This window comes from Pseudomonas sp. PGPR N4, assembly GCF_059693665.1.
This window is the reverse complement of sequence record NZ_JCAUKV010000003.1, coordinates 285,899-307,476: the sequence shown is the minus strand read 5'-3', so window position 1 is coordinate 307,476 and position 21,578 is coordinate 285,899. Positions and strand designations below refer to the sequence as shown.

The window sequence follows — 21,578 nt, the reverse complement described above, 5'->3', positions numbered from 1 at the left end:
GTCATCAGACTTTGAAACGCGAGACACCGCCACGCAGGCCAGCCGCGACCTGGCTCAGCTCATCGATGGCGAAACTGGCCTGGCGCAGCGATTCGACGGTCTGGGTGCTGGCGTCGCTGAGCTGAGAGAGCGCCTGGTTGATCTGCTCGGCACCGGTGGCCTGGGCCTGCATGCCGTCGTTGACCATCAATACCCGCGGCGCCAGCGCCTGGACCTGATGGATGATCTGGCTGAGTTGCTCGCCAACCTGCTGCACTTCGAACATGCCGCGGCGGACTTCTTCGGAAAACTTGTCCATGCCCATTACCCCGGCCGAAACCGACGACTGGATCTCGCGCACCATCTGCTCGATGTCGTAGGTCGCCACGGCGGTCTGGTCGGCCAGGCGGCGCACTTCAGTGGCCACCACGGCGAAGCCGCGGCCGTATTCGCCGGCCTTCTCGGCCTCGATCGCAGCGTTCAGCGACAGCAGGTTGGTCTGGTCGGCAACCTTGACGATGGTCACCACCACCTGATTGATGTTGCTGGCCTTCTCGTTGAGGATGCTCAGCTTGGCGTTGACCAGATCGGCCGCGCCCATCACCTGGTGCATGGTTTCTTCCATGCGTGCCAGGCCTTGCTGGCCGGAGCCGGCGAGGATCGAGGCCTGGTCAGCAGCCGAGGTGACCTCGGTCATGGTCCGCACCAGATCACGCGACGTGGCGGCGATCTCACGCGAGGTGGCGCCGATTTCGGTGGTAGTGGCTGCGGTTTCGGTGGCCGTGGCTTGCTGCTGCTTGGAGGTGGCGGCGATTTCGGTAACCGAGGTGGTCACCTGCACCGACGAGCGCTGGGCCTGGGCGACCAGGCTGGCGAGGGATTCGGCCATTTCGTTGAAGCCGGTTTCGATGGCGCCAAACTCGTCCTTACGGTCCAGGTCCAGGCGCATGCTCAAGTCACCCGAGCGCAGCTTATCGAGGGCATGTACGATGCGTTGCATGGGCGTGGTGATCGCACGCATCAACAGCAGCCCGCAAATGCCGGCAGCGATGATGGCCAGGATCAGCGAAACGATCATGCTGCCCTTGGCGGTGGCCACGGCGCTGACGATGTCTTTGGTGGCTACATCGGCCGCTTCCCGATTGCGTTCGATCACGGTGTTGAGGTGCTTGCGCCCTTCAACCCAGGCGGGCGTCAGCACGTCGGTGATCAAGCGCTCGGCTTCGGCGTAGTTCTTCTGCCGGTAGGCCTCGAGTACCAGTTCGATGTCGGCGATGTAACGTTTTTCCATGTCGACGAAGGCGTCGAAGCTGGTCTGGTCTTCGGTATTACGAATGGTTCCCTGATAACTGGCCATGTGCTGGCGCAGGCGCTCTTCAAAGCTCTTGAACAGTTGGATATCCGCAGAGGCGATATCGCGATGCTTGCTCAGGCCGACCAACTGCTGGCTGGTGACGTAGCTGTCGACCCAGGCGCTGCGGATCATCGAGCTGTAGTAGACGCCGGGGATGGCATCGGAACCGACCGCTTCCTCGCTCGCGGAAATGGCGACCAACCTTGAGTAGGCTGCAACGATCATCAACAACATGATGGCGATGATCACGGCAAAACTTGCCAGGATCCGTTGGCGCATGGTCCAGTTTTTCAAAATCAGCCCTCAAGAATTCAGTACGAGCGGGGAAATCGCTCGAGTATAGCCCAGGCATGAGCCGGGTTTCTCAGCTGAATGAGCGGCGTTTGCGGCATCCCTGCCGGCAAAGGTGGCAAATAGCCAGATTACTGACCGGCGGCAAGCCTGGCCTGGGCTTCAAGCTCCTGGCGCAGCGCCGGATCCAGGCGCAGCTGACGCGACAGCTCATCGAGGTAGGCGCGCTCCATGAAGTTTTCCTGATCGACCATCATCAGGCTCGCCAGGTACATCTCGCCGGCCATTTCCGGGGTTTGCGCGGCGCGGGCGACTTCTGCCGGGTCGAGCGGTTTGTTCAGCTCGGCGTGCAGCCATTGCTGCAGCTCGCGGTCGCTGTCCAGACGGGTGAATTCACCTTCGATCAGTTCACGCTCACGCTCATCGATATGGCCATCGGACTTGGCTGCCGCGACCAGCGCACGCAGCACGGCCTGGCTGTGCAGCTCGGCTTCAGCCGGTGGCAGCCGGTCGAGCGTCTGCGGCTCGCGCACCTGGCCATTGGCCTGCTGCGCCTGCCAGTTATTGAAGGCCTTGTAGGCGATCACCCCCAGCGCTGCCAGGCCGCCGTAGGTCAGCGCCTTGCCGCCGAACTTGCGCGCGCTCTTGTTACCGAGCAACAAGCCCATGGCGCCACTTGCCAAGGCGCCGCCGCCCATCCCGGAGAGCAGCCCACCGAGACCGCCTGCACCGAGCGACGGCTTGCCGCCAGCGCTTTTACCGGTTTGTTTGCTGAGCATTTCCTGGCCGGTCTTGAACAGTTGATCGAGCAAACCTCGGGTGTTCATGCGTACGTCTCCACGCTACAGAAAGGAAAACCCAGAGTAAGGCTTGGCTTGTCGTTCGCCATGGAAGTATTTGCTTCGGGATGTTGCACAAGCCGACCAAGTGCGCTGGCAAGGCGGCACGCTCGGCCTGATCATCGAATAGCCGCCAAGGGTCCAGCTCCATCGACCATGCATGGCCAAACCTTGCCCAGCGGTCAACCTTGCAACATTTTTGGGGCCATCCTGAATTTGCTCCGCGAGACCGCATAATCGGCGCTGAAACGATAATGGCCATGTGCAGCCATTGATATTAGGTGATGTTGCTAGCCATGAAACGAGCCGAACTGCTGGACTACCTGCATTTGACGATCAGCAACTTCTACCGGCTTGATTCCGATGCCGCGCTGGACCACCACCTGCAGTTGATGCTTGAGCAATACCGGCGCAAACCGTTCTTCTTCAAGAGCTTGCTCAAATACGACCGCCTGATGGTCGTGCTGTCGCTGTTCGCCTTTTATTTCCACGACCCTATGACACCGTTATCGCGGGTCAAGGCATTTTGCGAGCGGCGTGGCTACCTGACGCGCAACACCCTGGAGTCGTACTTCTCGTTCTTCCTGATATCGGGCTATATGCACGTATCGCCCCACCCGGATGATGCTCGGCAACGCATCTACAGACCCAGCAAAACCGCTATCGATCTGGCCACACAACTGATCAGCGCATACCTCATACCGGCCCAGAAGCTGATACCCGATGCCCAGCCTTGGCAGCGTACCGAGCCAACGGCGTTCCTGCGTCAATACTTCAGCGGATTCGCTCACCTGCTGGATGCCGACGTGCTGCTGGACGGGCTGCTGCCGGGGGCCAAGTGGATCATGAACCGCGACGGTGGTCATCTGCCGATGCTGAGCTTGTACCTTGATACCCGGGGCTTTCGCTTAAACGACGGCGGCTACAAGGTCTCCAGCTACGCCGAGCTGTCCTCCCGGCTCGGGGTATCCACCATGCACGTGGCACGGCTGGTCAAGGAAGGCGAAAGCAAAGGCTACTTCCGCACCCAGGGATCACTGGTCGAGATGCGCCCGGCGTTCGCCGAGCTGGTCAGGCACACCATGGCGATCTACTTCGCCGTCACGCGGGTCAGCATGGAGCTTGGTAGTTATGCCCTTGAATCGGAAATACCCCAGCCTGGAGCTGGATGTCTCGGCTGATCATCGCCCGCGCATCAGGCTGCTGCTGCGCGAGGGCATCATCGCCGTGCAAGTGTTGGTTATCGCCAGCTGGCTTGCCGTTCACCTGGTGCTTGACGAACGCATCGTCACGCTCGGCGCCTGGGGACCGCTATTGATGATGGTAGCTCTGTTCATCATCCAGACACGGACAAACTCGGACAATGTATGGCGGTATTCGGGCTTGCTGTTCATGTTGACGGTGGTGCTCGGCTTCAAGCTGATCTTTCTCGACTACCCGCCATTGCATCGTCAGTTCTCTCTGGCCGTGACCGTTCTGGCGGTGGTCGGCGCATCGCTGCTGATCCGTGGGCCAATGGATTATCTGCTGGCCGCCGTGTTGAGCTGGGTGCTGGTGATGCCCCACATCGGTCACGATGAGGTGAGCGACTACCGCTGGTATCTGGCTATTTTTTTTGCCTTCTCGATCAGCCTGGGCTGGATCAACAGCCGCACCTACCTGCGCGCACTGAGCATCACACTGCAGATCGAGCAGCACTATCGCACCCTGTCGGAGACCGACTACCTGACTTCGCTTTACAACCGACGAGCATTGATGGATCGCTTCGAGCGCGTCATCGAAAGCCACGGCGGCGGTTTCTTCATGATGATCGATATCGACGACTTCAAGCGGATCAACGACCAACTCGGCCACGCTGCCGGCGATCAAGTGCTGCGCGTGCTCGCTGCACGTCTGCGCAACATGGCCGGCAGCCACTGTGCCGGGCGGCTGGGCGGTGAGGAATTCGGCGTCATCATCGATGCCCAGAGCCCAGCCATCGCCCTGGCCATCGCCGAGCGCCTGCTGGAGGCGGTACGCAACAGCCGCGAAGCTCCCGCCCGCTTCACCTTCAGCGCTGGGCTGGTGCCCTTCAGCCACGATCAAGCCCTAGCCGACATCCTTATCCACGCCGACCGCTGCCTGTACAAGGCCAAACGCGCCGGCAAGGACCGGGTGCATTTCGGTGCAGGCGAGCATTTATCCTGACAATTACCGGAGGTCGCCGTGTTCAACCGCCGCTGCACGCAGGCACTGCTCGCTTGCCAACAACAACTGGACAGCCTGCAAGCTGTGCTCGCCCAACTGGAACAGCAACTGCTCAGCGCTCGCCTCGATGCCAACGGCTGCTTCACCGAGGTCAATGCGCCGTTCGCCAACGCGCTTGGCTTTTGCGCCGCGCAACTGCTCGGGGTCAAGCTCGAAGCCCTGCTTGAACCAGGCTGCAGTTTGCCGGCACCACTGACAGGCTCGCCGTCGCTCAGTTGCCGGGGCGCCGACGGCCGCCCGGTGCTACTTCAGCTATGCTGGTTGCGCGACGCGCTGGGCCAACATCATGGCTACGGCTGCGCCAGCCCCGGCACCAGCCGCCGCGACCGGGACGGGCTGGAGTTGTACAACGCCCTTGACCACTCCACTGCCATCATCCAGTTCAACCTCAACGGCATGGTGCTCGACGCCAACAAAGCCTTTCTCACCGCCATGGGCTATGGCCTGACGCAGATTCTCGGCAAGCACCACCGCATGTTCTGCTCCGCCGAGGACGCCGCCTGCGCCGACTACACCCAGCTCTGGCAAGCGCTCAATCGCGGGCAGTTCGTGGCGGGGCGCTTTCGTCGTATCGACGCCCGCGGCAATACCGTATGGCTTGAAGCGACCTACAACCCGATCAAGGACCAGCACGGTCGCCTCTACAAGGTGGCCAAGTTCGCCAATGTGGTAACCGAACAGGTGGAAAAGGCCGACCTCGTGCGCCGCGCTGCCGAACTCGCCCATGATGTTTCGCTGACCACCGAGCACAGCGCACAGCAAGGCCTGACAGTAGTCATGCAGGCCGCGTCGGCCATGCAATCCATCGCCGGGGAAATGGCCAGCGTTGGCCAGGACATGCAAGCGCTGCAGGCGCAGTCGCTGAACATTGGTGCGATCGTCGAGACCATCGGCGGGATTGCGGCGCAGACCAACCTGCTGGCACTCAATGCGGCCATCGAGGCCGCCCGTGCCGGCGATCAGGGCCGTGGCTTTGCTGTGGTTGCCGATGAAGTCAGGCGCCTGGCCGCGCGCACTACCGAGGCCACCCGGGACATTTTCGAGGTAGTGCGTCTGAACCGAGAACTGGCCAATGGCGCCTTCAATGGCATTCAGAACAGCCGCGAGCATGCCTGCGCTGTGCAGGACCTGGCCAGCCAGGCTGGCAACGCGATGGACGAAATCAGCCGCGGCGCACGCCAGGTCGTCGAGGTCACCAGCCGGGTAGCCAATGAGCTGCAGTGAGTGGTCTACGCTATCGACCATCGCAAATGCCTCGGAGGATTGCCCCATGCACACCCAGATGCTGATCAACGGCCAACTGGTGGCCGGTGAAGGCCCGGCCTGGACCGTACTCGACCCAGCCGCAGGCACTGCCCTGGCGCAGATCAGCGAGGCCAGCGAGGCGCAGGTCGACAGCGCCGTGCGCGCCGCCGACAGCGCCTTTGCCAGTTGGTCGCAGACCAGCCCGAAAGACCGCTCGCTGGCCCTGCTGGCGCTGGCCGATGCCATTGAACAACACGGCGAAGAACTGGCCAGCCTCGAATCGCAGAACTGCGGCAAGCCCCTCACCGCCGCCCTCAATGACGAGATCCCGGCAATCGTCGACGTGTTTCGCTATTTCGCCGGGGCGGCGCGCTGCCTGGGCGGTTCGGCGGCAGGTGAGTATCTGCCGGGGCACACCTCGATGGTGCGGCGTGACCCATTGGGCGTGGTCGCCTCGATTGCGCCGTGGAACTACCCGCTGATGATGCTCGCGTGGAAGATCGCGCCGGCACTGGCCGCAGGCAACACCGTGGTGCTCAAGCCCTCCGAGCTGACCCCGCTGACAGCGCTGCGCCTGGCCGAGCTGGCCCGCGAGATCTTCCCGGCCGGTGTGTTGAACATTTTGTTTGGCCGTGGCGCGACTGTGGGCACGCCGCTGGTCACTCATCCGCGCGTACGCATGGTATCGCTGACCGGCTCGATCCCGACCGGGGCGAACATCATCGGCGCCACTGCCGCCAGCGTGAAGCGCATGCACATGGAGTTGGGCGGCAAGGCGCCAGTGCTGATCTTCGATGACGCCGATCTCGATGCGGCCGTCGATGGCATTCGCAGCTTTGGTTTCTACAATGCCGGCCAGGACTGCACCGCCGCCTGCCGGCTGTATGTGCAGGACGCCATCTACGATGAATTGGTCGAGCGCCTGGGCCAGGCTGTCGCCAGCATCAAGCCGGGACCTCAGGATGCGGCCGACACCGAACTCGGCCCACTGATCAGTGCGCAACACCGCGACAAGGTAGCAGGCATGGTGCAACGCGCCCTCGACCAGCCGCATATCCGCCTGGTCACTGGCGGCAAGGTGTTGGAGGGTGCAGGCTTCTTCTACGCGCCGACCCTGCTGGCCGACGTGCTGCAGGACGACGAGATCGCCCGTCATGAGGTGTTCGGCCCGGTGGTCACCGTCACTCGCTTTGCCGACGAAGCCCAGGCGCTGGAGTGGGCCAACGACTCCGAGTACGGCCTGGCCTCATCGGTGTGGACCACTGACGTGGGCCGCGCGCACCGCCTTGCCGCACGCCTGCAATACGGCTGCACCTGGGTCAACACGCACTTCATGCTGATCAGCGAGATGCCCCACGGCGGGCAGAAGCAATCGGGCTACGGCAAGGATATGTCGATGTATGGGCTGGAGGACTACACCTGTGTCCGCCATGTGATGTTCAAGCACTAGCCGTGTTGGCTGCCTTGTCGCCGTCTTCTGTCGACGACAAGGCAGCCACATCAACGTCAGGCGTCGCGCAGGTCGGACTCGTGAATCGGGTTGGCGCGGTGGGTCGCCCGTTGGTATTGCGCTGGCCACGTGGCCTTGTTGCCACCCAGATCGTCGTCGGCATGCAGCGGCCAGTACGGATCACGCAGCAGTTCACGGGCGAGGAAGATCAGGTCAGCCTGCCCCGTGCGCAGAATGTGCTCGGCCTGGGCGGGTTCGGTGATCATGCCGACGGTGCCGGTGGCAATCTCCGCCTCTTTGCGCACGCGCTCGGCAAAGCGCGTTTGATAGCCCGGGCCGGTGGGAATCTCGGCGTTGACCGAAGTGCCGCCCGACGACACGTCGATCAAGTCCACCCCTAGCGCACGCAGGCGGCGCGCCAGCTCGACGGTTTCGTCAGGGTTCCAGCCGTCTTCGACCCAATCGGTGGCCGACACCCGGACGAACAGCGGCAGCTCTTTGGGCCATACCGCACGCACAGCCTCGGTAATCTGAAGGGTAAAGCGAATGCGGTTTTCGAAGCTGCTGCCGTATGCATCGCGGCGCTGGTTGCTCAGCGGCGAGAGAAACTGATGCAGCAGGTAGCCATGGGCAGCGTGCAGTTCGACCACCTTGAAACCCGCAGTGAGCGCGCGCTCGGCGGCTTTGACGAAGGCGTCGATGATCTCCTGGATCTCGCCGGTACTCAGCTCACGCGGTGCAGTGTGCTCCGGGTCGAAGGCTATTTTCGACGGGCCGACAGGCTGCCAGCCGCCGTCCTCCGGTTTGACGCTGCCGTGCTTGCCCAGCCAGGGCCGATGAGTGCTGGCCTTGCGCCCGGCATGGGCCAGCTGAATGGCGGGTACCGAACCCTGGGCAGTGATAAAGCGGGTGATGCGCTGCAGCGGCGCGATCTGCTGGTCATCCCACAGACCGAGGTCTTCAGCGGTAATCCGACCATCGGCGGTGACCGCCACGGCTTCGGTGAAGACCAGCCCGGCCCCGCCTACGGCACGGCTGCCCAAGTGCACGAGATGCCAGTCATTGGCCAAGCCATCGGCGGCCGAATACTGGCACATCGGCGACACGGCGATGCGGTTGGGCAGGGTCAACTGGCGGAGGGTGTAGGGCTCTAACAGCAGGCTCATGGGGGATCTCCCTGGGACTCCAAATGGGTGACCGGCCCGGGCACTGATGTGCAGCCGTGGCCTGGTACCGGTTCTCTTGAGCCTAGACCAGTTTGCTGCGACCAGGGTTCAGCCCGGTCGCAGAGGGATCCGCGCAGCAGCCGATCAGCGTGGTTCGATGTGCGCGATCATCAGTTGCACGCTTTCGTTGCCGCGAAACTCGTTGACGTCCAGCTTGTAGGCCAGCTCGACCCAACGCACGGTGGGGTTGGGCCAGACTTCGCGGTCGATACCGAAGGCAATACCGTCGAGCTTGACCGCACCGCACTCGCTCTTGAGCACCACCTTCAAATGCCGCTCGCCGACCACACGCTGCTCAACCAGCTGGAACACACCATGGAACAGCGGCTCGGGAAAATGCTGGCCCCACGGGCCGGCGTTGCGCAGGGCGCGGGCCAGGTCCAAGTGGAATTCTTCAACCGCCAGGCTGCCGTCGGTCAGCAACCGCCCGGTCAGGTCGTCTTCATTGAGCTGACGCCGGGTTTCTTCGTCGAACGCGGCGGCAAACGCCGGGAAGTTCTCTGCCGGCAGCGACAAACCGGCGGCCATGGCGTGACCACCAAACTTGCTGATCAGTTGCGGGTGACGCGCAGCCACGGCATCCAGCGCATCGCGGATATGAAAGCCTGGCACCGAACGCGCCGAGCCCTTGAGCAAACCCTCACCGGCATCGGCAAAGGCGATGGTCGGGCGGTGGTAACGTTCTTTCAGGCGCGAGGCGAGGATGCCGATCACGCCCTGATGCCACTGGGCATCGAACAGGCACAGGCCATACGGCATCGACTCCAGCGGCAGGTCCTTGAGCTGGGCCAGCGCCTCGCGCTGCATGCCCTGCTCGATCGACTTGCGATCCTGGTTGAGGCCGTCCAACTGCTCGGCCATGTCACGGGCCAGCGCCGGGTCGTCACAGAGCAGGCATTCGATGCCCAGGCTCATGTCGTCCAGCCGGCCTGCGGCGTTCAGGCGCGGGCCGAGGATAAAGCCCAGATCGGTCGAGGTGATGCGCTGGTAGTCACGGCGAGCGACTTCCAGGATCGCCTTCAAGCCAGCGCGGGCGCGACCAGCGCGAATTCTCTCGAGGCCCTGATGGACCAGGATGCGGTTATTGGCATCCAGCGGCACCACGTCGGCGACACTGCCAAGCGCGACCAGGTCGAGCAGCTCGCCGATGTTCGGTTGCGCCTGGGTCTGGTAACGGCCAAGGCTGCGCAAACGCGCGCGCAAGGCCATCAGCACGTAGAAGATCACCCCTACCCCGGCCAGCGACTTGCTGGGGAACTCGCAGCCTGGCTGGTTCGGGTTGACGATGGCGTCGGCGTCCGGCAAGTGCTGGCCGGGCAAGTGGTGGTCGGTCACCAGCACCTTGAGCCCGGCCGCCTTGGCAGCGGCAACGCCCTCGACACTGGAAATACCGTTGTCGACGGTGACCAGCAGCTGCGGCTGGCGCTGCAGCGCGACTTCGACGATTTCCGGGGTCAGGCCATAGCCGTACTCGAAGCGGTTTGGCACCAGATAGTCGACATGCGCCGCGCCCAGCAGCCGCAGGCCCAGCACGCCAACGGTGCTGGCGGTGGCGCCATCGGCATCGAAGTCGCCGACGATGAGGATGCGCTGGCGCTGGTCCAGCGCCTCGACCAGCAGATCGACCGCCGCATCGATGCCCTTGAGCTGCTGATACGGCAGCAGACGGGCCAGGCTCTTGTCCAGTTCAGCCTCCGATTGCACGCCGCGAGCGGCGTACAGGCGGGTCAGCAACGGCGGCAAGGCTCCCAGAAAAGGCAGGGTGGGCGGCAACGGGCGGGGTTCGATACGCATGGGGTCTTCAGCAGTCTATAAAGGTTGAAATCAGCCGCGCTCGCCGAGCAGCCACTGCAGCTGCACTTCGTGCTGGCCGCGGTCGTCGGTGACGAACACCGTGCCTTCGCTGATCATCACATCCCACTTGATCACCCGCGGCATGTCCTTGGCGATGACTTCCAGCACATCTTGCGGGACGGCAGCGATGTTGACGTTTTTCAGGTTCTTGATCGCGCCGAGCACTTTGGTTTCCCACACGCGCAGGCTGCCATAGGCGAGCAGGCTGGTGCGCTCGGTGCGACGCGAGCACCAGGTCAGTCGATCAGCGTCGGGCTGGCCGACTTCGATCCAGTGCAGGACGCGATCATCCAGGCTCTTTTCCCACAGCGCAGGCTCGTCGACGTCCGACAGACCACGGCCGAACGACAGTTGCTCGTTGTACCAGAGCGCGTAGGCGAGCAGGCGCACGGCCATGCGCTCTTCGGTTTCCGAAGGGTGGCGGGCGATGGTCTGCTTGACGCTTTCGTAGACGTTGCGGTCGAGGTCGGTCAGGTTCAGTTCGAACTTGTAGGTGGTGGACGGCTGGGCCATGGGTGACGGGCTTCTAGCTGGAGAAAGTCGGCTAGTCTAACTGATCCTGCCCTGCTTGCGTCGCGGCAGTATCTGCCGCAGGCGAGCTGTGATAAAACCAGCGCTTTGTTTCTGCCGCCACGGATGCCCCCATGCCAACGCCCAGCAAACCCCTCGCCGGCCTTAAAGTCATCGAGCTCGGGACCCTGATCGCCGGCCCCTTTGCGTCGCGCATCTGCGCCGAATTCGGTGCCGAGGTGATCAAGGTCGAATCGCCCGACGGCGGTGATCCGTTGCGCAAATGGCGCAAGCTGTATGAAGGCACGTCGTTGTGGTGGTTCGTCCAGGCGCGCAACAAACAGTCGCTGACGCTGAACCTCAAGCACGAGGAAGGTCGCGAGATCCTCAAGCGGCTACTGGCCGAAGCCGACATCCTGATCGAGAACTTCCGCCCCGGCGTGCTGGAAAAACTCGGCCTGGGCTGGGACGTGCTGCATGCGCTGAACCCGCGCCTGGTCATGGTGCGCCTGTCGGGCTTCGGCCAGACCGGGCCGATGAAAGACCAGCCAGGCTTCGGTGCGGTCGGCGAATCGATGGGTGGCTTGCGTTACATCACCGGCTTCGATGATCGCCCGCCCGTGCGTACCGGTATCTCCATCGGCGACTCGATTGCCGCCCTGTGGGGCGTGATCGGTGCATTGATGGCGCTGCGTCACCGCGAGGTCAATGGCGGTGCCGGGCAAGTGGTCGATGTGGCGCTGTATGAAGCGATCTTCGCCATGATGGAAAGCATGGTGCCGGAATTCGATGTGTTCGGTTTTATCCGCGAGCGCACCGGCAACATCATGCCTGGCATCACTCCCTCGTGCATCCACACCAGCGCCGACGGCAAGCATGTGCAGATCGGCGCCAACGGCGATGCGATCTTCAAGCGCTTCATGCAGGCAATCGGCCGCGACGACCTGGCCGATGACCCAACCCTGGCCAGCAACGACGGCCGCGACCTGCGCCGTGACGAGCTTTACGGCGTGATCGATCGCTGGGTCAATGGCTTGCCGCTGGAACAGGTACTGGAGGTTTTGAACACCGCGCAGGTGCCGGCCAGCCGGATCTATTCGGCAGAGGACATGTTCAGCGACCCGCAGTTTCTGGCCCGCGAAATGTTCCTGCAGGGCCGCTTGCCCGATGGCAAAGCGTTCAAGATGCCCGGCATTGTGCCGAAGCTGTCCGACACGCCAGGCTCGACTGAATGGGTTGGCCCGGCGCTGGGCGAACACACCACGGCGCTGCTCAGCGGGCTTGGCTACGATGCTGCAGCCATTGCCCGGCTGCGCAAGGACGGCGCGGTCTGAACCGCGCCGCCGTGGTGTTCAGGCTCAAGTTACGCTGGCTGCTGACGCTTGCAGTTAGCTGCGCGCTGCTGCCCGGCGTAGCCACGGCCAAGGAAAAGCTGCTGTGGCTGATCCGCGATCTGCCGCCCTTCACGATTTTTGAAGGGCCTGAACAAGGCCAAGGCGTGCTCGACCGCATGCTGCCGCTGCTGATCGCGCAGATGCCCGAGTACGAGCACAGCATCGTCCGGGTCAACCGCGCCCGCGGTATCCAGATGCTGCAAGAGCCTTCCTTCACCTGCGACCCTACCCTGCTGTGGACCCCGGAGCGGGCCAAATACGCTTATTTCTCCAGCCCGACCATGGCCACGTTGAGCAGCGGCCTGTTGGTGCGCAACGAGGACCAGGCGCTGATCGAACCTTACCTGCAAGGCGGCAGCGTCGACCTCAAAGGCCTACTGACCCAGAGCACGTTGAAGCTCGGGATTGTTGCCGAGCGCAGTTACAGCGCCTCGGTCGATAAGTTGCTCAGGCAACTGCCCGACAGCGCTTTCAACCGTCACTACGGCACCGAAGCGACCGCCAGCTTGCTGCAGATGCAGCAGTTGGGCCGTTTGCAGCTGGTGCTGGGTTACTGGCCAGAGTTGCGCTACCTGCTCAATCAGCAAGGCGCGGATACGCACAGCTACCGTTTTTATCCGATCCAGAGCGTGCAGCCCTACCAGCTACTGCATGTCGCCTGCTCCGACACACCGCTCGGGCGTGAGGCGATCGGCCATATCGACAAACTGTTGCCGGCGCTGCGCCGTGACACATTGCCGGATCTGTATGCCCGCTGGCTAGATCCAGAGCAGCGCGAAGCGTATATGCAGCGGGCCGCAGAGCTGGCCGACGATCAGGCCTACGCCACGCCCTGAGCCAGAAAAAAGAAACCCCGGTCGCTGGGGAAGACGACCGGGGTCAAGCGAAAGTCATCTGGACTTTCCGTGGCAGCACAACGTCACCGGAGCAAAGCGCCGCTGGGCTGCCATTAGCAAATAAGACGCAATCAGCTGGCAAAGGTTCCGTGAATCGGTTGGCGCTGCTGCAGGGCAGCGATCACACAAGGCTGCAGGCGTCCTTCGGCAATCTGCACATCCCGATGCAGGCCATCGACCAGATCTATCAGCAGGCTCTGTTCCTGCAATTGTCGCGAGGTGACAGCCCGTTGCAGGGTGACATTGCCTTGGGGATCACGCAGAACCAGTTGACGATTGCCATTGGCATCGGCGGCGGCAAGGTGAGCTTGGTAAGGGGTCAGAGCATCATTGAGCAGTCTGCAAATTCTTTCCATCCGGCGCACTCACTTGTTTTTTGGCTATATGGGTACTGACCCTTGGCGGCCGCAGAAAGTTCGTTGCTGCGGGGTTCAGTGAGCATGCGCGCGCATCATGACAGTTTGAAAATCGCTCACAGCAGGCTTATGGCGGCTGCCACCCACTCGCTGCAGCGTTCGTTGCAGTGCTGGCATCGACAAAGGCCAGGCCAGTTCGTTGACCACCCACAAGCCTTTTTGCCGGGCCTGCTGGGCGATATCAAGATGCTCGGGACGGGGCTGACCGATCAACAGCAACGCCGTAGATGGGCAGGTCAAGCTCAGGTGCTGCAGCAACGCCTTGCCGTCGGCACTGGGCATGGTGTGATCGATGATCAGCAGATCAGGTGCACGCCGGCGAGCCAGCAAGGTTGTGGCGATGATCAGGTTGTCGGCGATGCGCACATTGAATATGCCCTGAGCATTGCAAGCCTGATGCAGGCTGATCTGCTGGGCGGGACGAGTGTGATAGATGACGACGTTGAGCCGGTACATAGGGCGCTCCTGAGCGCCGCGCGCCCGGGTTGAAGTAGCGCCAACTGTAGAAAGGGTCAAGTGCGAGGGATATAGGAAAAGGCTGAAAGTGCGAACAGGACAATCCGTGAATGGGGTCTGCTTCGCAGACCTTCGCGGGTGAACCCGCTCCCACAGGATGCGATGCTCTCAGCAGACCTTTGGTTCGACGCTCCAGCAACCTCGCTTCCATACTGCACACCACTCCTGGCAACGCGAACTCTGTGGGAGCGGATTCACCCGCTAAGCGGCCCCGCTGTTAATCTGCGCCAGCGCAGCGAGGCGTGCTTTTGATCTTGATCTGCTTTTGATGTTGATCCACCGGCGACTCAGGAGGCCGAGCGCAGGTCTTGCGAAGGGAGGTGACGGCCATGGATGGCCGGCAAGCGCTGCGGGCCAGGATGGCCCGTACAGCGCGGTCCCCCGGGAGCAAGACCGGAGCGAGGGGACCGTCCCCCAGCTACCCCATCACAATGGCTTACCGCGATTGCCATGCTGGCTAACAAACCCCTGCACCACTTTCAGGTCATTGGCCAACACCGTACACCGCTCTTCCCGCTCAAACAGGTCAGTCAGGTGCGCCGGCAATTCCAACGCCTTGCCCACCCCAGCCTTCTCCACCGCCTCGGGGAACTTGACCGGATGCGCCGTCCCCAACACCACCATCGGCGTATCCAGACTGCGCCGACACTCACGCGCAGCATGCACGCCAATCGCCGTGTGCGGATCCAGCACCTCACCCGTGCTGGCAAACACCTCGGCAATGGTCGTGCAGGTCTGCTCGTCACTGACCGCCAGCGAATCGAACAGCTTGCGTGCCTCGGTCCAGCGGTCTTGCTCGACGCTGAAACCACCACCCTGCTTGAAGTTGGCCATCAACTCGGCAATCGCCGCACCGTTGCGCCCGTGCAGGTCGAACAGCAGCCGCTCGAAGTTGGACGAAACCATGATGTCCATCGACGGCGACAGGGTCGCGTGCAGGGTTTCCTTGACGTACTGATTGCCGCTCATGAAGCGGTGCAGGATGTCGTTACGGTTGGTCGCGACGATCAGCTGGCTGATCGGCAGGCCCATGTTGCGCGCCAGGTAACCGGCGAAGATGTCGCCGAAGTTGCCGGTCGGCACCGAGAACGCCACAGAACGCGCCGGCCCGCCCAACTGCAGGGCGGCGTGGAAGTAGTAGACGATCTGGGCCATGATCCGCGCCCAGTTGATCGAGTTGACTGCCACCAGGCGCGTGCCTTTGAGGAACGACTGGTCGGCGAAGCTGGCCTTGACCATCTCCTGGCAATCGTCGAAGTTGCCTTCGATGGCAATGTTGTGGATGTTTTCGCCAAAGATGGTGGTCATCTGCCGGCGCTGCACTTCCGATACGCGCTGATGCGGGTGCAGGATGAAGATGTCGACGTTGTCGCAACGGCGGCAGCCTTCGATAGCTGCCGAGCCGGTGTCGCCGCTGGTAGCACCGACGATCACCACGCGCTCGTTGCGCTTGGCCAATACGTGATCGAGCAGGCGGCCGAGCAGTTGCAGGGCAAAGTCCTTGAACGCCAGGGTCGGGCCGTGGAACAGCTCCAGTACCCATTCATTGGAGCCAAGCTGACGCAGCGGCGCCACTGCCGCATGGGCGAAGGCGCCGTAGGTTTCTTCGAGGATCTTCTTGAAGTCGGCGTCGGCAATGCTGCCGGCCACGAACGGGCGCATCACCCGGAAGGCCAGCTCGTGGTACGGCAGGCCGGCCCACGAGGCGATTTCTTCCTGGGTAAAGCGCGGCAGGTTCTCCGGCACATACAGGCCGCCATCACTGGCGAGACCGGCAAGCAGGACGTCTTCGAAGTTCAGGGCCGGTGCCTGGCCGCGAGTGCTGATATAGCGCATGGTGCAAACCTTCAATGCTGGGGCCTGGGCCGCAGACGCGGCCCGACGGCGAAATTAGTTGAGCTGCTCGACGCGGATGCGCACGACCTTGCCGACTACATCCTGCAGGCTCTCCAGAGCCAGGATCGCGTCGTTGATGTGCTCCTCGACCACGCGATGAGTGACCAGGATCATCGGCACCAGGCCGTCCTGCTCCTCGGCTTCCTTCTGCATGATCGACTCGATGTTGATCCCGCGCTCGGAGAGGATGCTCGCGACCTGAGCCAGCACACCGGGGTGATCCTTGGCCTGGATGCGCAGGTAGTAGGCGCTCTGGCAGGCTTCGATCGGCAGGATCGGGTGGGCCGACAGCGAATCCGGCTGGAAGGCCAGGTGCGGCACGCGGTTTTCCGGGTCGCAGGTCATCGCCCGTACCACGTCGACAAGGTCGGCGATCACCGACGAAGCAGTCGGCTCCATGCCGGCGCCAGCGCCGTAGTACAGCGTGGAACCCGCGGCATCGCCATTGACCATGACCGCGTTCATCACGCCATTGACGTTGGCGATCAGGCGGTCGCTCGGGATCAGCGTCGGGTGCACGCGCAGCTCGATACCGGCCTCGGTGCTACGAGCCACGCCCAGGTGCTTGATGCGATAGCCCAGTGCTTCGGCATAGTTGACGTCAGCAGTGGTCAGCTGAGTGATGCCTTCGGTGTAGGCCTTGTCGAACTGCAGCGGGATACCAAAGGCAATCGAGGCCAGGATGGTCAGCTTGTGCGCTGCATCGATGCCTTCGACGTCGAAGGTCGGATCGGCTTCGGCGTAACCCAACGCCTGCGCTTCGGCCAGCACATCGGGGAACGCCCGGCCTTTTTCGCGCATTTCGGTGAGGATGAAGTTACCGGTGCCGTTGATGATCCCGGCCAGCCAGTTGATGCGGTTGGCCGAAAGCCCTTCGCGGATCGCCTTGATCACCGGAATACCACCGGCAACGGCGGCTTCGAAAGCAACGATAACGCCCTTCTCGCGCGCCTTGGCAAAGATCTCGTTGCCATGCACGGCGATCAGCGCCTTGTTCGCGGTAACCACATGTTTGCCGTTTTCGATGGCCTTGAGGACCAGGTCACGGGCAATGGTGTAGCCGCCGATCAGTTCGATGACGACGTCGATTTCCGGGTTGCTGGCAACCTCGAACACGTCAGCGGTAATGGGGGTACCGGTAATCTGACAGTTCGGGTTCTGCGAGCGCATGGCAATCTGAGCAACTTCAATACCGCGCCCGGCACGACGGGCAATCTCCTCGGCGTTGCGTTGAAGTACATTGAAGGTACCGCCACCGACGGTCCCCAACCCACAGATGCCTACTTTGACCGGTTTCACTGTGAACTCCCCATAGAACGGCCGGCACTCGGCCGACCGTGAAAACTACCGCCGCCGCATGGCGACGGCGCACTGAATTGGATTACTTGCTGCCGGCAGCCAGGGCCAGCTTGGCCACTTGCGGGGCTGGCTGGTAACCAGGAATCACCTGCCCGCTCTCGAGCACGATGGCTGGCGTACCGTTGACACCGATTGACTGGCCCAACTGGAACTGTTTGCCCACCGGGTTGACGCACTTGGCCGCTTTGACGTCCTTGCCATCGGCCATCTTGTCCATCGCCGCGCGGCGGTCGCTGGAGCACCAGACGGCCTGCAACTGCTCGTCACCGGTCGAACCCAGGCCCTGGCGCGGGAAGGCGACATAGCGTACTTCGATACCGCGACGGTTGAGCTCGGGTACTTCGGCGTGCAGCTTGTGGCAGTACGGGCAGGTGGTGTCGGTGAACACGGTGATATGCGACTTGGTCTCGCCCTTGGCAGGATAAACCACCATCTCGGCAGCTGGAATGCCGTTGATGAGCTTGGCGATACCCTGGCGCTCGGTCTTCTCGGTCAGGTTGACCGGCTTGCCGTCGGCGATCTGGAACAGATAACCCTGCATGACGAACTGGCCGTCGGCGCTGGCGTAGAGCACGCGGCCGCCCTGCAGCTTGACTTCATAGAGGCCATTGAGCGGGCTGCTGGCGACGCTCTCGATCGGCACTTCCAGCTCGAGGGTCTGCAGGCTCTTGCGGATTGCCTGCTCGGCGCCATTGTTGGTTTCGCTGGTTGCAGCCACAGCAAAGGTACTGGCCAGCGCCAAGGCGGCGGCGGCAATGATACGGGTCACGCGCATGGGGTACTCCTGAAGACGGACCGGGCCGAAGACGTCACCTGCGGGTAAAAAACCGCGGCGACCGTGCGGCCCTTGGTGCAAACCGCCCAAGCCTACCACATCAGGCTGTGCTGAATGAGCCCTCAGCGACCGCTCGGCGCAACATGAATTTGCTTCATCCACGCGGATGGTGCTGTGCGTGCAGCTGCTGCAGCCGAGCCTTGGCTACATGGGTGTAGATCTGCGTGGTCGACAGGTCACTGTGGCCCAGCAGCATCTGCACCACGCGCAGGTCTGCACCGTGATTGAGCAGGTGCGTGGCAAAGGCATGACGCAGGGTGTGCGGCGACAGGGCCTTGTCGATTCCGGCAACCTTGGCCTGGTGCTTGATCCGGTGCCAGAAGGTCTGCCGGGTCATCTGCTCGCCGCGCAGGCTGGGGAACAGCACGTCGCTGGGGCGCTCGTTGAGCAGCTCAGGGCGGCCATGACGCACATAGCGCTCCAGCCACAGCACAGCTTCCTCACCCATTGGCACCAGCCGTTCCTTGCTACCCTTGCCCATTACCCGCACCACGCCCTGGCGCAGATTGACCTGATCAAGGGTCAGACTGATCAGTTCGGTAACGCGCAAACCACAGGCATACAACACCTCGAGCATGGCCCGATCACGCTGACCAATAGCCTCGCTGAGATCCGGCGCCTGCAGCAACGCCTCGACGTCAGCCTCCGACAGCGACTTGGGCAGTGGCTTGCCCAGTTGCGGCATGTCGATCTGCAGGGTGGGATCGACCGCGATCAGCTTCTCCCGCAGCAGGTAGCGAAAGAAGCCACGCAGGCCGGAGATGAAACGCGCCGTCGAGCGCGGTTTGTAACCCTGATCGAGGCGCCAGGCCAGGTGATCGAGAATCAACGTGCGACCAGCATCTGGCAGGGCAACGCCATGCTCCTGCAGCCAGCCGTTGAACAGCGCAAGGTCACTGCGGTAGGACACGCGGGTGTTGTCGGACAGGCCTTTCTCAAGCCATAGCGCATCGAGAAACTGGTCAATCAAAGGGTGGTCGAGGGCGGGCATGCACAGTCGCTATCCAGGGAAGATGGGCTGAGTGTTTCACAGCCACCGACACGCTGTCATCGGCGCTCCGCGCTGCAGCCGTCAGAACCCGGCCAGCACCGGCACCGGGCGTTTGTCCTCGTCGATGGCGACAAAGCTGAAGACCCCATGAATGGCGCGCTCGCGGCCATCCAGATACATGTTCTCGACGAACACATCGACCTGCACCTGCAAGCTGGTATTGCCCACCTTGATCACAGTGCCGACCAGCTCGACGATGGTTCCGGCCGGGATCGGGTGTTTGAAGTCGATGCGATCGGTCGACACGGTCACCAACGGCAAGCGGCAAAAGCGCGTTGCGGCGATGAACGACACTTCATCCATCCAGGCCAGCGCGGTGCCGCCAAACAAGGTGTTGTGGTGGTTGGTGGTGTTGGGGAACACCGCCTTGGTCACGCGGGTTATCGACAGTTCGGTGCGGCGCTGGATTTCCTGCTCGCGGGTATTGGTCATGGTTATGTCACATCACTAAGGCAAGGTTGCAGAAAGCAAAAAAGCAGCCCGAAGGCTGCTTTTTTTCTCGCATGGCGGCCGCAGCCGCCAGTCAAACTGTACTCAGGACAGTTTTTCTTTGATGCGAGCGGCTTTGCCGGACAGGTCACGCAGGTAGTACAGCTTGGCTTTACGCACGTCACCACGACGTTTCACGGCCAGGCTGTCGATCTGCGGGCTGTAGGTCTGGAAGGTACGCTCAACGCCAACGCCGCTGGAGATCTTGCGCACAGTGAAGGCGCTGTTCAGACCGCGGTTACGCTTGGCGATAACAACGCCTTCGAATGCCTGCAGACGGGAACGATCACCTTCCTTCACTTTAACCTGAACGACAATGGTGTCGCCTGGTGCGAAGGTAGGGATTTCCTTGCTCATCTGCTCTGCTTCGAGCTGCTGGATGATTTTGTTAGTCATGCTGTGCTCCTAAGGTGGAAAACGTGATCCACCATCGATACGTTAACTATCGTTCCGCTCGCGGAGGTATTCCTCGAGCAGCTTTTTCTCTTCTCCAGAAAGTGAGCGACTTTCCAGAAGATCGGCGCGACGTTCGAAGGTCCTACCAAGGGACTGCTTCATCCGCCATCGCCGGATATGTGCATGGTTGCCACTTAGCAACACGTCGGGTACACGCTGATCCGCATACACCTCAGGTCGGGTGTAGTGCGGGCAATCCAGCAAGCCATCGGTGAAGGAATCTTCCTCCGCCGAGCCTACATGCCCTAAAGCTCCGGGCAGCAGCCGCGTAACCGCATCGATCAGTACCATGGCCGGCAGCTCGCCACCGGAAAGTACATAGTCACCAATCGACCACTCTTCATCGACATGAGCCTCAATAAAGCGCTCGTCAATGCCTTCGTATCGGCCGGCGATCAGGATCAAAGATTCCTGTTCGGCCAAGCCTTGAACCGCCTGCTGATCCAGCTTGCGGCCCTGTGGCGAGAGGTAGATCACCTTCGCCGTTGCTCCGGTCGCTTGCCTGGCGCTAGCCAGTGCATCTTCCAGAGGCTTGATCTTCATCACCATCCCCGGACCACCGCCAAACGGCCGATCATCCACCGTATGGTGACGATCTGTGGTGTAGTCCCGCGGATTCCAGCAAGTGACTTGCAACAAGCCCTGCTTCACCGCGCGGCTGGTAATGCCGTACTCAGTAATGGCCGAGAACATCTCGGGGAACAACGTGATGACTTCTACGCGAAGGTTACCCATCAGTTAGAAATCCGCGTCCCATTCGACCCGCATCACGCCGGCTTCAAGGTCGACTGCAAGCACGCATTGCGCCGTATAGGGCAACAGACGCTCACGGTCATCCAGGCTGCCTGCACAAGGCTTGACCACCATTACATCGTTCGCGCCGGTCTCCAACAGGTGATCAACCGTGCCGAACAGATGCTCGTCCTGGTTGATGACTTTCAGACCTTGCAACTGGTACCAGTAGTACTCGTCGTCAGTCAGGTTGGGCAAAAGGCTTCGCGAGATGCAAATCTCGTAACCGCTCAGAAGACGTGCTTCGTCACGATCGTCGAGGCCCTTGAGCTTGGCGACCAGCTCCTTTTTATTGGAACGGCCACTGACCAGCTCGACCTGCTTGACCGTCCCTTCGCGCCGAAGCGTCCAGTTCTGGTAATCCAACAGGTTTTCAATCGGATCGGTAAAGGAATAAACCTTCACCTCGCCGCGAACGCCGTGTACCGAAAAAATCTTGCCAACGACGATGAGGTCGTCAGCCTTTTCTGGCGTCGCGTTCAT

The 21,578-nt window shown here is 62.1% G+C and carries 21 protein-coding genes and 1 pseudogene; 7 read left to right on the top strand and 15 right to left on the bottom strand.

The window, feature by feature from the left end; all coding sequences use genetic code 11:
• Nucleotides 1-4 precede the first annotated feature (4 nt).
• Complete coding sequence (locus AC58X1_RS15165) at nucleotides 5-1,627, bottom strand: methyl-accepting chemotaxis protein (protein WP_497429060.1); 1,623 nt, start codon at nucleotides 1,625-1,627, stop codon at nucleotides 5-7.
• Between the two features lie 128 nt (nucleotides 1,628-1,755).
• A complete protein-coding gene (locus AC58X1_RS15160; RefSeq protein WP_497429059.1) occupies nucleotides 1,756-2,451 on the bottom strand; it encodes a tellurite resistance TerB family protein in 696 nt (231 codons plus the stop codon).
• Nucleotides 2,452-2,759: 308 nt separating this feature from the next.
• On the opposite strand from AC58X1_RS15160, the gene AC58X1_RS15155 reads away from it, so the two are divergent.
• The 5 genes and pseudogenes from AC58X1_RS15155 (at nucleotide 2,760) to AC58X1_RS15135 (ending at nucleotide 7,405) form a co-directional block, all read left to right on the top strand.
• Complete coding sequence (locus AC58X1_RS15155; RefSeq protein ID WP_497429058.1) at nucleotides 2,760-3,644, top strand: hypothetical protein; 885 nt, start codon at nucleotides 2,760-2,762, stop codon at nucleotides 3,642-3,644.
• Complete coding sequence (locus AC58X1_RS15150) at nucleotides 3,595-4,650, top strand: GGDEF domain-containing protein (protein ID WP_497429057.1); 1,056 nt, start codon at nucleotides 3,595-3,597, stop codon at nucleotides 4,648-4,650. Before AC58X1_RS15155 ends, AC58X1_RS15150 begins: the two co-directional genes overlap by 50 nt.
• A gap of 18 nt (nucleotides 4,651-4,668) precedes the next feature.
• A pseudogene (locus AC58X1_RS15145) lies at nucleotides 4,669-5,382 on the top strand (PAS domain-containing protein); the annotation flags it as partial.
• Nucleotides 5,383-5,487: 105 nt separating this feature from the next.
• Nucleotides 5,488-5,934, top strand: coding sequence for a methyl-accepting chemotaxis protein (locus AC58X1_RS15140; protein WP_412072367.1), 447 nt, complete (start codon nucleotides 5,488-5,490; stop codon nucleotides 5,932-5,934).
• A gap of 46 nt (nucleotides 5,935-5,980) precedes the next feature.
• Nucleotides 5,981-7,405, top strand: a complete 1,425-nt coding sequence (locus tag AC58X1_RS15135) for a gamma-aminobutyraldehyde dehydrogenase (protein WP_497429056.1) — start codon at nucleotides 5,981-5,983, stop codon at nucleotides 7,403-7,405.
• A 56-nt stretch (nucleotides 7,406-7,461) separates the two neighbouring features.
• Here the strand turns inward: AC58X1_RS15135 and AC58X1_RS15130 are convergent, their stop codons facing one another.
• From AC58X1_RS15130 to AC58X1_RS15120, 3 genes are all read right to left on the bottom strand, one after another.
• Entirely contained in the window at nucleotides 7,462-8,571 is a 1,110-nt protein-coding gene (locus AC58X1_RS15130) for an NADH:flavin oxidoreductase/NADH oxidase (RefSeq protein WP_497429055.1), read from the bottom strand.
• A 144-nt stretch (nucleotides 8,572-8,715) separates the two neighbouring features.
• Nucleotides 8,716-10,425: a single-stranded-DNA-specific exonuclease RecJ gene (gene recJ, locus AC58X1_RS15125; protein WP_188035506.1), complete on the bottom strand. Its 1,710-nt coding sequence runs from the start codon at nucleotides 10,423-10,425 to the stop codon at nucleotides 8,716-8,718.
• 30 nt (nucleotides 10,426-10,455) lie between these two features.
• Nucleotides 10,456-10,998: a YaeQ family protein gene (locus tag AC58X1_RS15120; protein ID WP_103436278.1), complete on the bottom strand. Its 543-nt coding sequence runs from the start codon at nucleotides 10,996-10,998 to the stop codon at nucleotides 10,456-10,458.
• 131 nt (nucleotides 10,999-11,129) lie between these two features.
• Between AC58X1_RS15120 and AC58X1_RS15115 the strand changes: the two genes are divergently transcribed.
• Together AC58X1_RS15115 and AC58X1_RS15110 are read left to right on the top strand one after the other, a co-directional pair.
• On the top strand, nucleotides 11,130-12,329 hold the full coding sequence (locus AC58X1_RS15115) for a CaiB/BaiF CoA transferase family protein (RefSeq protein ID WP_101317120.1): 1,200 nt from the start codon (nucleotides 11,130-11,132) through the stop codon (nucleotides 12,327-12,329).
• A gap of 14 nt (nucleotides 12,330-12,343) precedes the next feature.
• Nucleotides 12,344-13,225 (top strand): TIGR02285 family protein, encoded by an 882-nt coding sequence (locus AC58X1_RS15110; protein ID WP_497429054.1) that lies wholly within the window; start codon nucleotides 12,344-12,346, stop codon nucleotides 13,223-13,225.
• Between the two features lie 131 nt (nucleotides 13,226-13,356).
• Here the strand turns inward: AC58X1_RS15110 and AC58X1_RS15105 are convergent, their stop codons facing one another.
• The 10 genes from AC58X1_RS15105 to rimM all read right to left on the bottom strand — a co-directional run bounded on the left by AC58X1_RS15105 (nucleotide 13,357) and on the right by rimM (nucleotide 21,578).
• A complete protein-coding gene (locus AC58X1_RS15105) occupies nucleotides 13,357-13,641 on the bottom strand; it encodes a DUF3509 domain-containing protein (RefSeq protein WP_101317115.1) in 285 nt (94 codons plus the stop codon).
• Between the two features lie 75 nt (nucleotides 13,642-13,716).
• Complete coding sequence (locus AC58X1_RS15100; RefSeq protein WP_497429053.1) at nucleotides 13,717-14,157, bottom strand: response regulator; 441 nt, start codon at nucleotides 14,155-14,157, stop codon at nucleotides 13,717-13,719.
• A 486-nt stretch (nucleotides 14,158-14,643) separates the two neighbouring features.
• Entirely contained in the window at nucleotides 14,644-16,053 is a 1,410-nt protein-coding gene (gene thrC, locus AC58X1_RS15095) for a threonine synthase (protein WP_101317111.1), read from the bottom strand.
• 54 nt (nucleotides 16,054-16,107) lie between these two features.
• Complete coding sequence (locus AC58X1_RS15090; RefSeq protein WP_101317109.1) at nucleotides 16,108-17,412, bottom strand: homoserine dehydrogenase; 1,305 nt, start codon at nucleotides 17,410-17,412, stop codon at nucleotides 16,108-16,110.
• Between the two features lie 82 nt (nucleotides 17,413-17,494).
• Complete coding sequence (locus AC58X1_RS15085; protein WP_103436272.1) at nucleotides 17,495-18,247, bottom strand: thioredoxin fold domain-containing protein; 753 nt, start codon at nucleotides 18,245-18,247, stop codon at nucleotides 17,495-17,497.
• Between the two features lie 154 nt (nucleotides 18,248-18,401).
• On the bottom strand, nucleotides 18,402-19,298 hold the full coding sequence (gene xerD / locus AC58X1_RS15080) for a site-specific tyrosine recombinase XerD (RefSeq protein WP_101317105.1): 897 nt from the start codon (nucleotides 19,296-19,298) through the stop codon (nucleotides 18,402-18,404).
• An 81-nt stretch (nucleotides 19,299-19,379) separates the two neighbouring features.
• A complete protein-coding gene (locus tag AC58X1_RS15075; RefSeq protein ID WP_188035502.1) occupies nucleotides 19,380-19,790 on the bottom strand; it encodes an acyl-CoA thioesterase in 411 nt (136 codons plus the stop codon).
• A gap of 102 nt (nucleotides 19,791-19,892) precedes the next feature.
• Nucleotides 19,893-20,243 carry a 50S ribosomal protein L19 gene (gene rplS, locus AC58X1_RS15070; RefSeq protein ID WP_023629812.1) on the bottom strand — a complete coding sequence of 117 codons (351 nt, stop codon included), beginning with the start codon at nucleotides 20,241-20,243 and terminating at the stop codon, nucleotides 19,893-19,895.
• 42 nt (nucleotides 20,244-20,285) lie between these two features.
• Nucleotides 20,286-21,038: a tRNA (guanosine(37)-N1)-methyltransferase TrmD gene (gene trmD / locus AC58X1_RS15065; protein WP_103436271.1), complete on the bottom strand. Its 753-nt coding sequence runs from the start codon at nucleotides 21,036-21,038 to the stop codon at nucleotides 20,286-20,288.
• A gap of 3 nt (nucleotides 21,039-21,041) precedes the next feature.
• Complete coding sequence (gene rimM / locus AC58X1_RS15060; protein ID WP_101317099.1) at nucleotides 21,042-21,578, bottom strand: ribosome maturation factor RimM; 537 nt, start codon at nucleotides 21,576-21,578, stop codon at nucleotides 21,042-21,044.

Coding starts and splice junctions, on each gene's coding strand:
- AC58X1_RS15160 (WP_497429059.1), bottom strand. CDS start 2,451: ATGAACACCCGAGGTTTGCTCGATCAACTGTTCAAGACCGGCCAGGAA.
- AC58X1_RS15155 (WP_497429058.1), top strand. CDS start 2,760: ATGAAACGAGCCGAACTGCTGGACTACCTGCATTTGACGATCAGCAAC.
- AC58X1_RS15150 (WP_497429057.1), top strand. CDS start 3,595: ATGCCCTTGAATCGGAAATACCCCAGCCTGGAGCTGGATGTCTCGGCT.
- AC58X1_RS15140 (WP_412072367.1), top strand. CDS start 5,488: ATGCAGGCCGCGTCGGCCATGCAATCCATCGCCGGGGAAATGGCCAGC.
- AC58X1_RS15135 (WP_497429056.1), top strand. CDS start 5,981: ATGCACACCCAGATGCTGATCAACGGCCAACTGGTGGCCGGTGAAGGC.
- AC58X1_RS15130 (WP_497429055.1), bottom strand. CDS start 8,571: ATGAGCCTGCTGTTAGAGCCCTACACCCTCCGCCAGTTGACCCTGCCC.
- recJ (WP_188035506.1), bottom strand. CDS start 10,425: ATGCGTATCGAACCCCGCCCGTTGCCGCCCACCCTGCCTTTTCTGGGA.
- AC58X1_RS15120 (WP_103436278.1), bottom strand. CDS start 10,998: ATGGCCCAGCCGTCCACCACCTACAAGTTCGAACTGAACCTGACCGAC.
- AC58X1_RS15115 (WP_101317120.1), top strand. CDS start 11,130: ATGCCAACGCCCAGCAAACCCCTCGCCGGCCTTAAAGTCATCGAGCTC.
- AC58X1_RS15105 (WP_101317115.1), bottom strand. CDS start 13,641: ATGGAAAGAATTTGCAGACTGCTCAATGATGCTCTGACCCCTTACCAA.
- AC58X1_RS15100 (WP_497429053.1), bottom strand. CDS start 14,157: ATGTACCGGCTCAACGTCGTCATCTATCACACTCGTCCCGCCCAGCAG.
- thrC (WP_101317111.1), bottom strand. CDS start 16,053: ATGCGCTATATCAGCACTCGCGGCCAGGCACCGGCCCTGAACTTCGAA.
- AC58X1_RS15085 (WP_103436272.1), bottom strand. CDS start 18,247: ATGCGCGTGACCCGTATCATTGCCGCCGCCGCCTTGGCGCTGGCCAGT.
- xerD (WP_101317105.1), bottom strand. CDS start 19,298: ATGCCCGCCCTCGACCACCCTTTGATTGACCAGTTTCTCGATGCGCTA.
- AC58X1_RS15075 (WP_188035502.1), bottom strand. CDS start 19,790: ATGACCAATACCCGCGAGCAGGAAATCCAGCGCCGCACCGAACTGTCG.
- rplS (WP_023629812.1), bottom strand. CDS start 20,243: ATGACTAACAAAATCATCCAGCAGCTCGAAGCAGAGCAGATGAGCAAG.
- trmD (WP_103436271.1), bottom strand. CDS start 21,038: ATGGGTAACCTTCGCGTAGAAGTCATCACGTTGTTCCCCGAGATGTTC.
- rimM (WP_101317099.1), bottom strand. CDS start 21,578: ATGAACGCGACGCCAGAAAAGGCTGACGACCTCATCGTCGTTGGCAAG.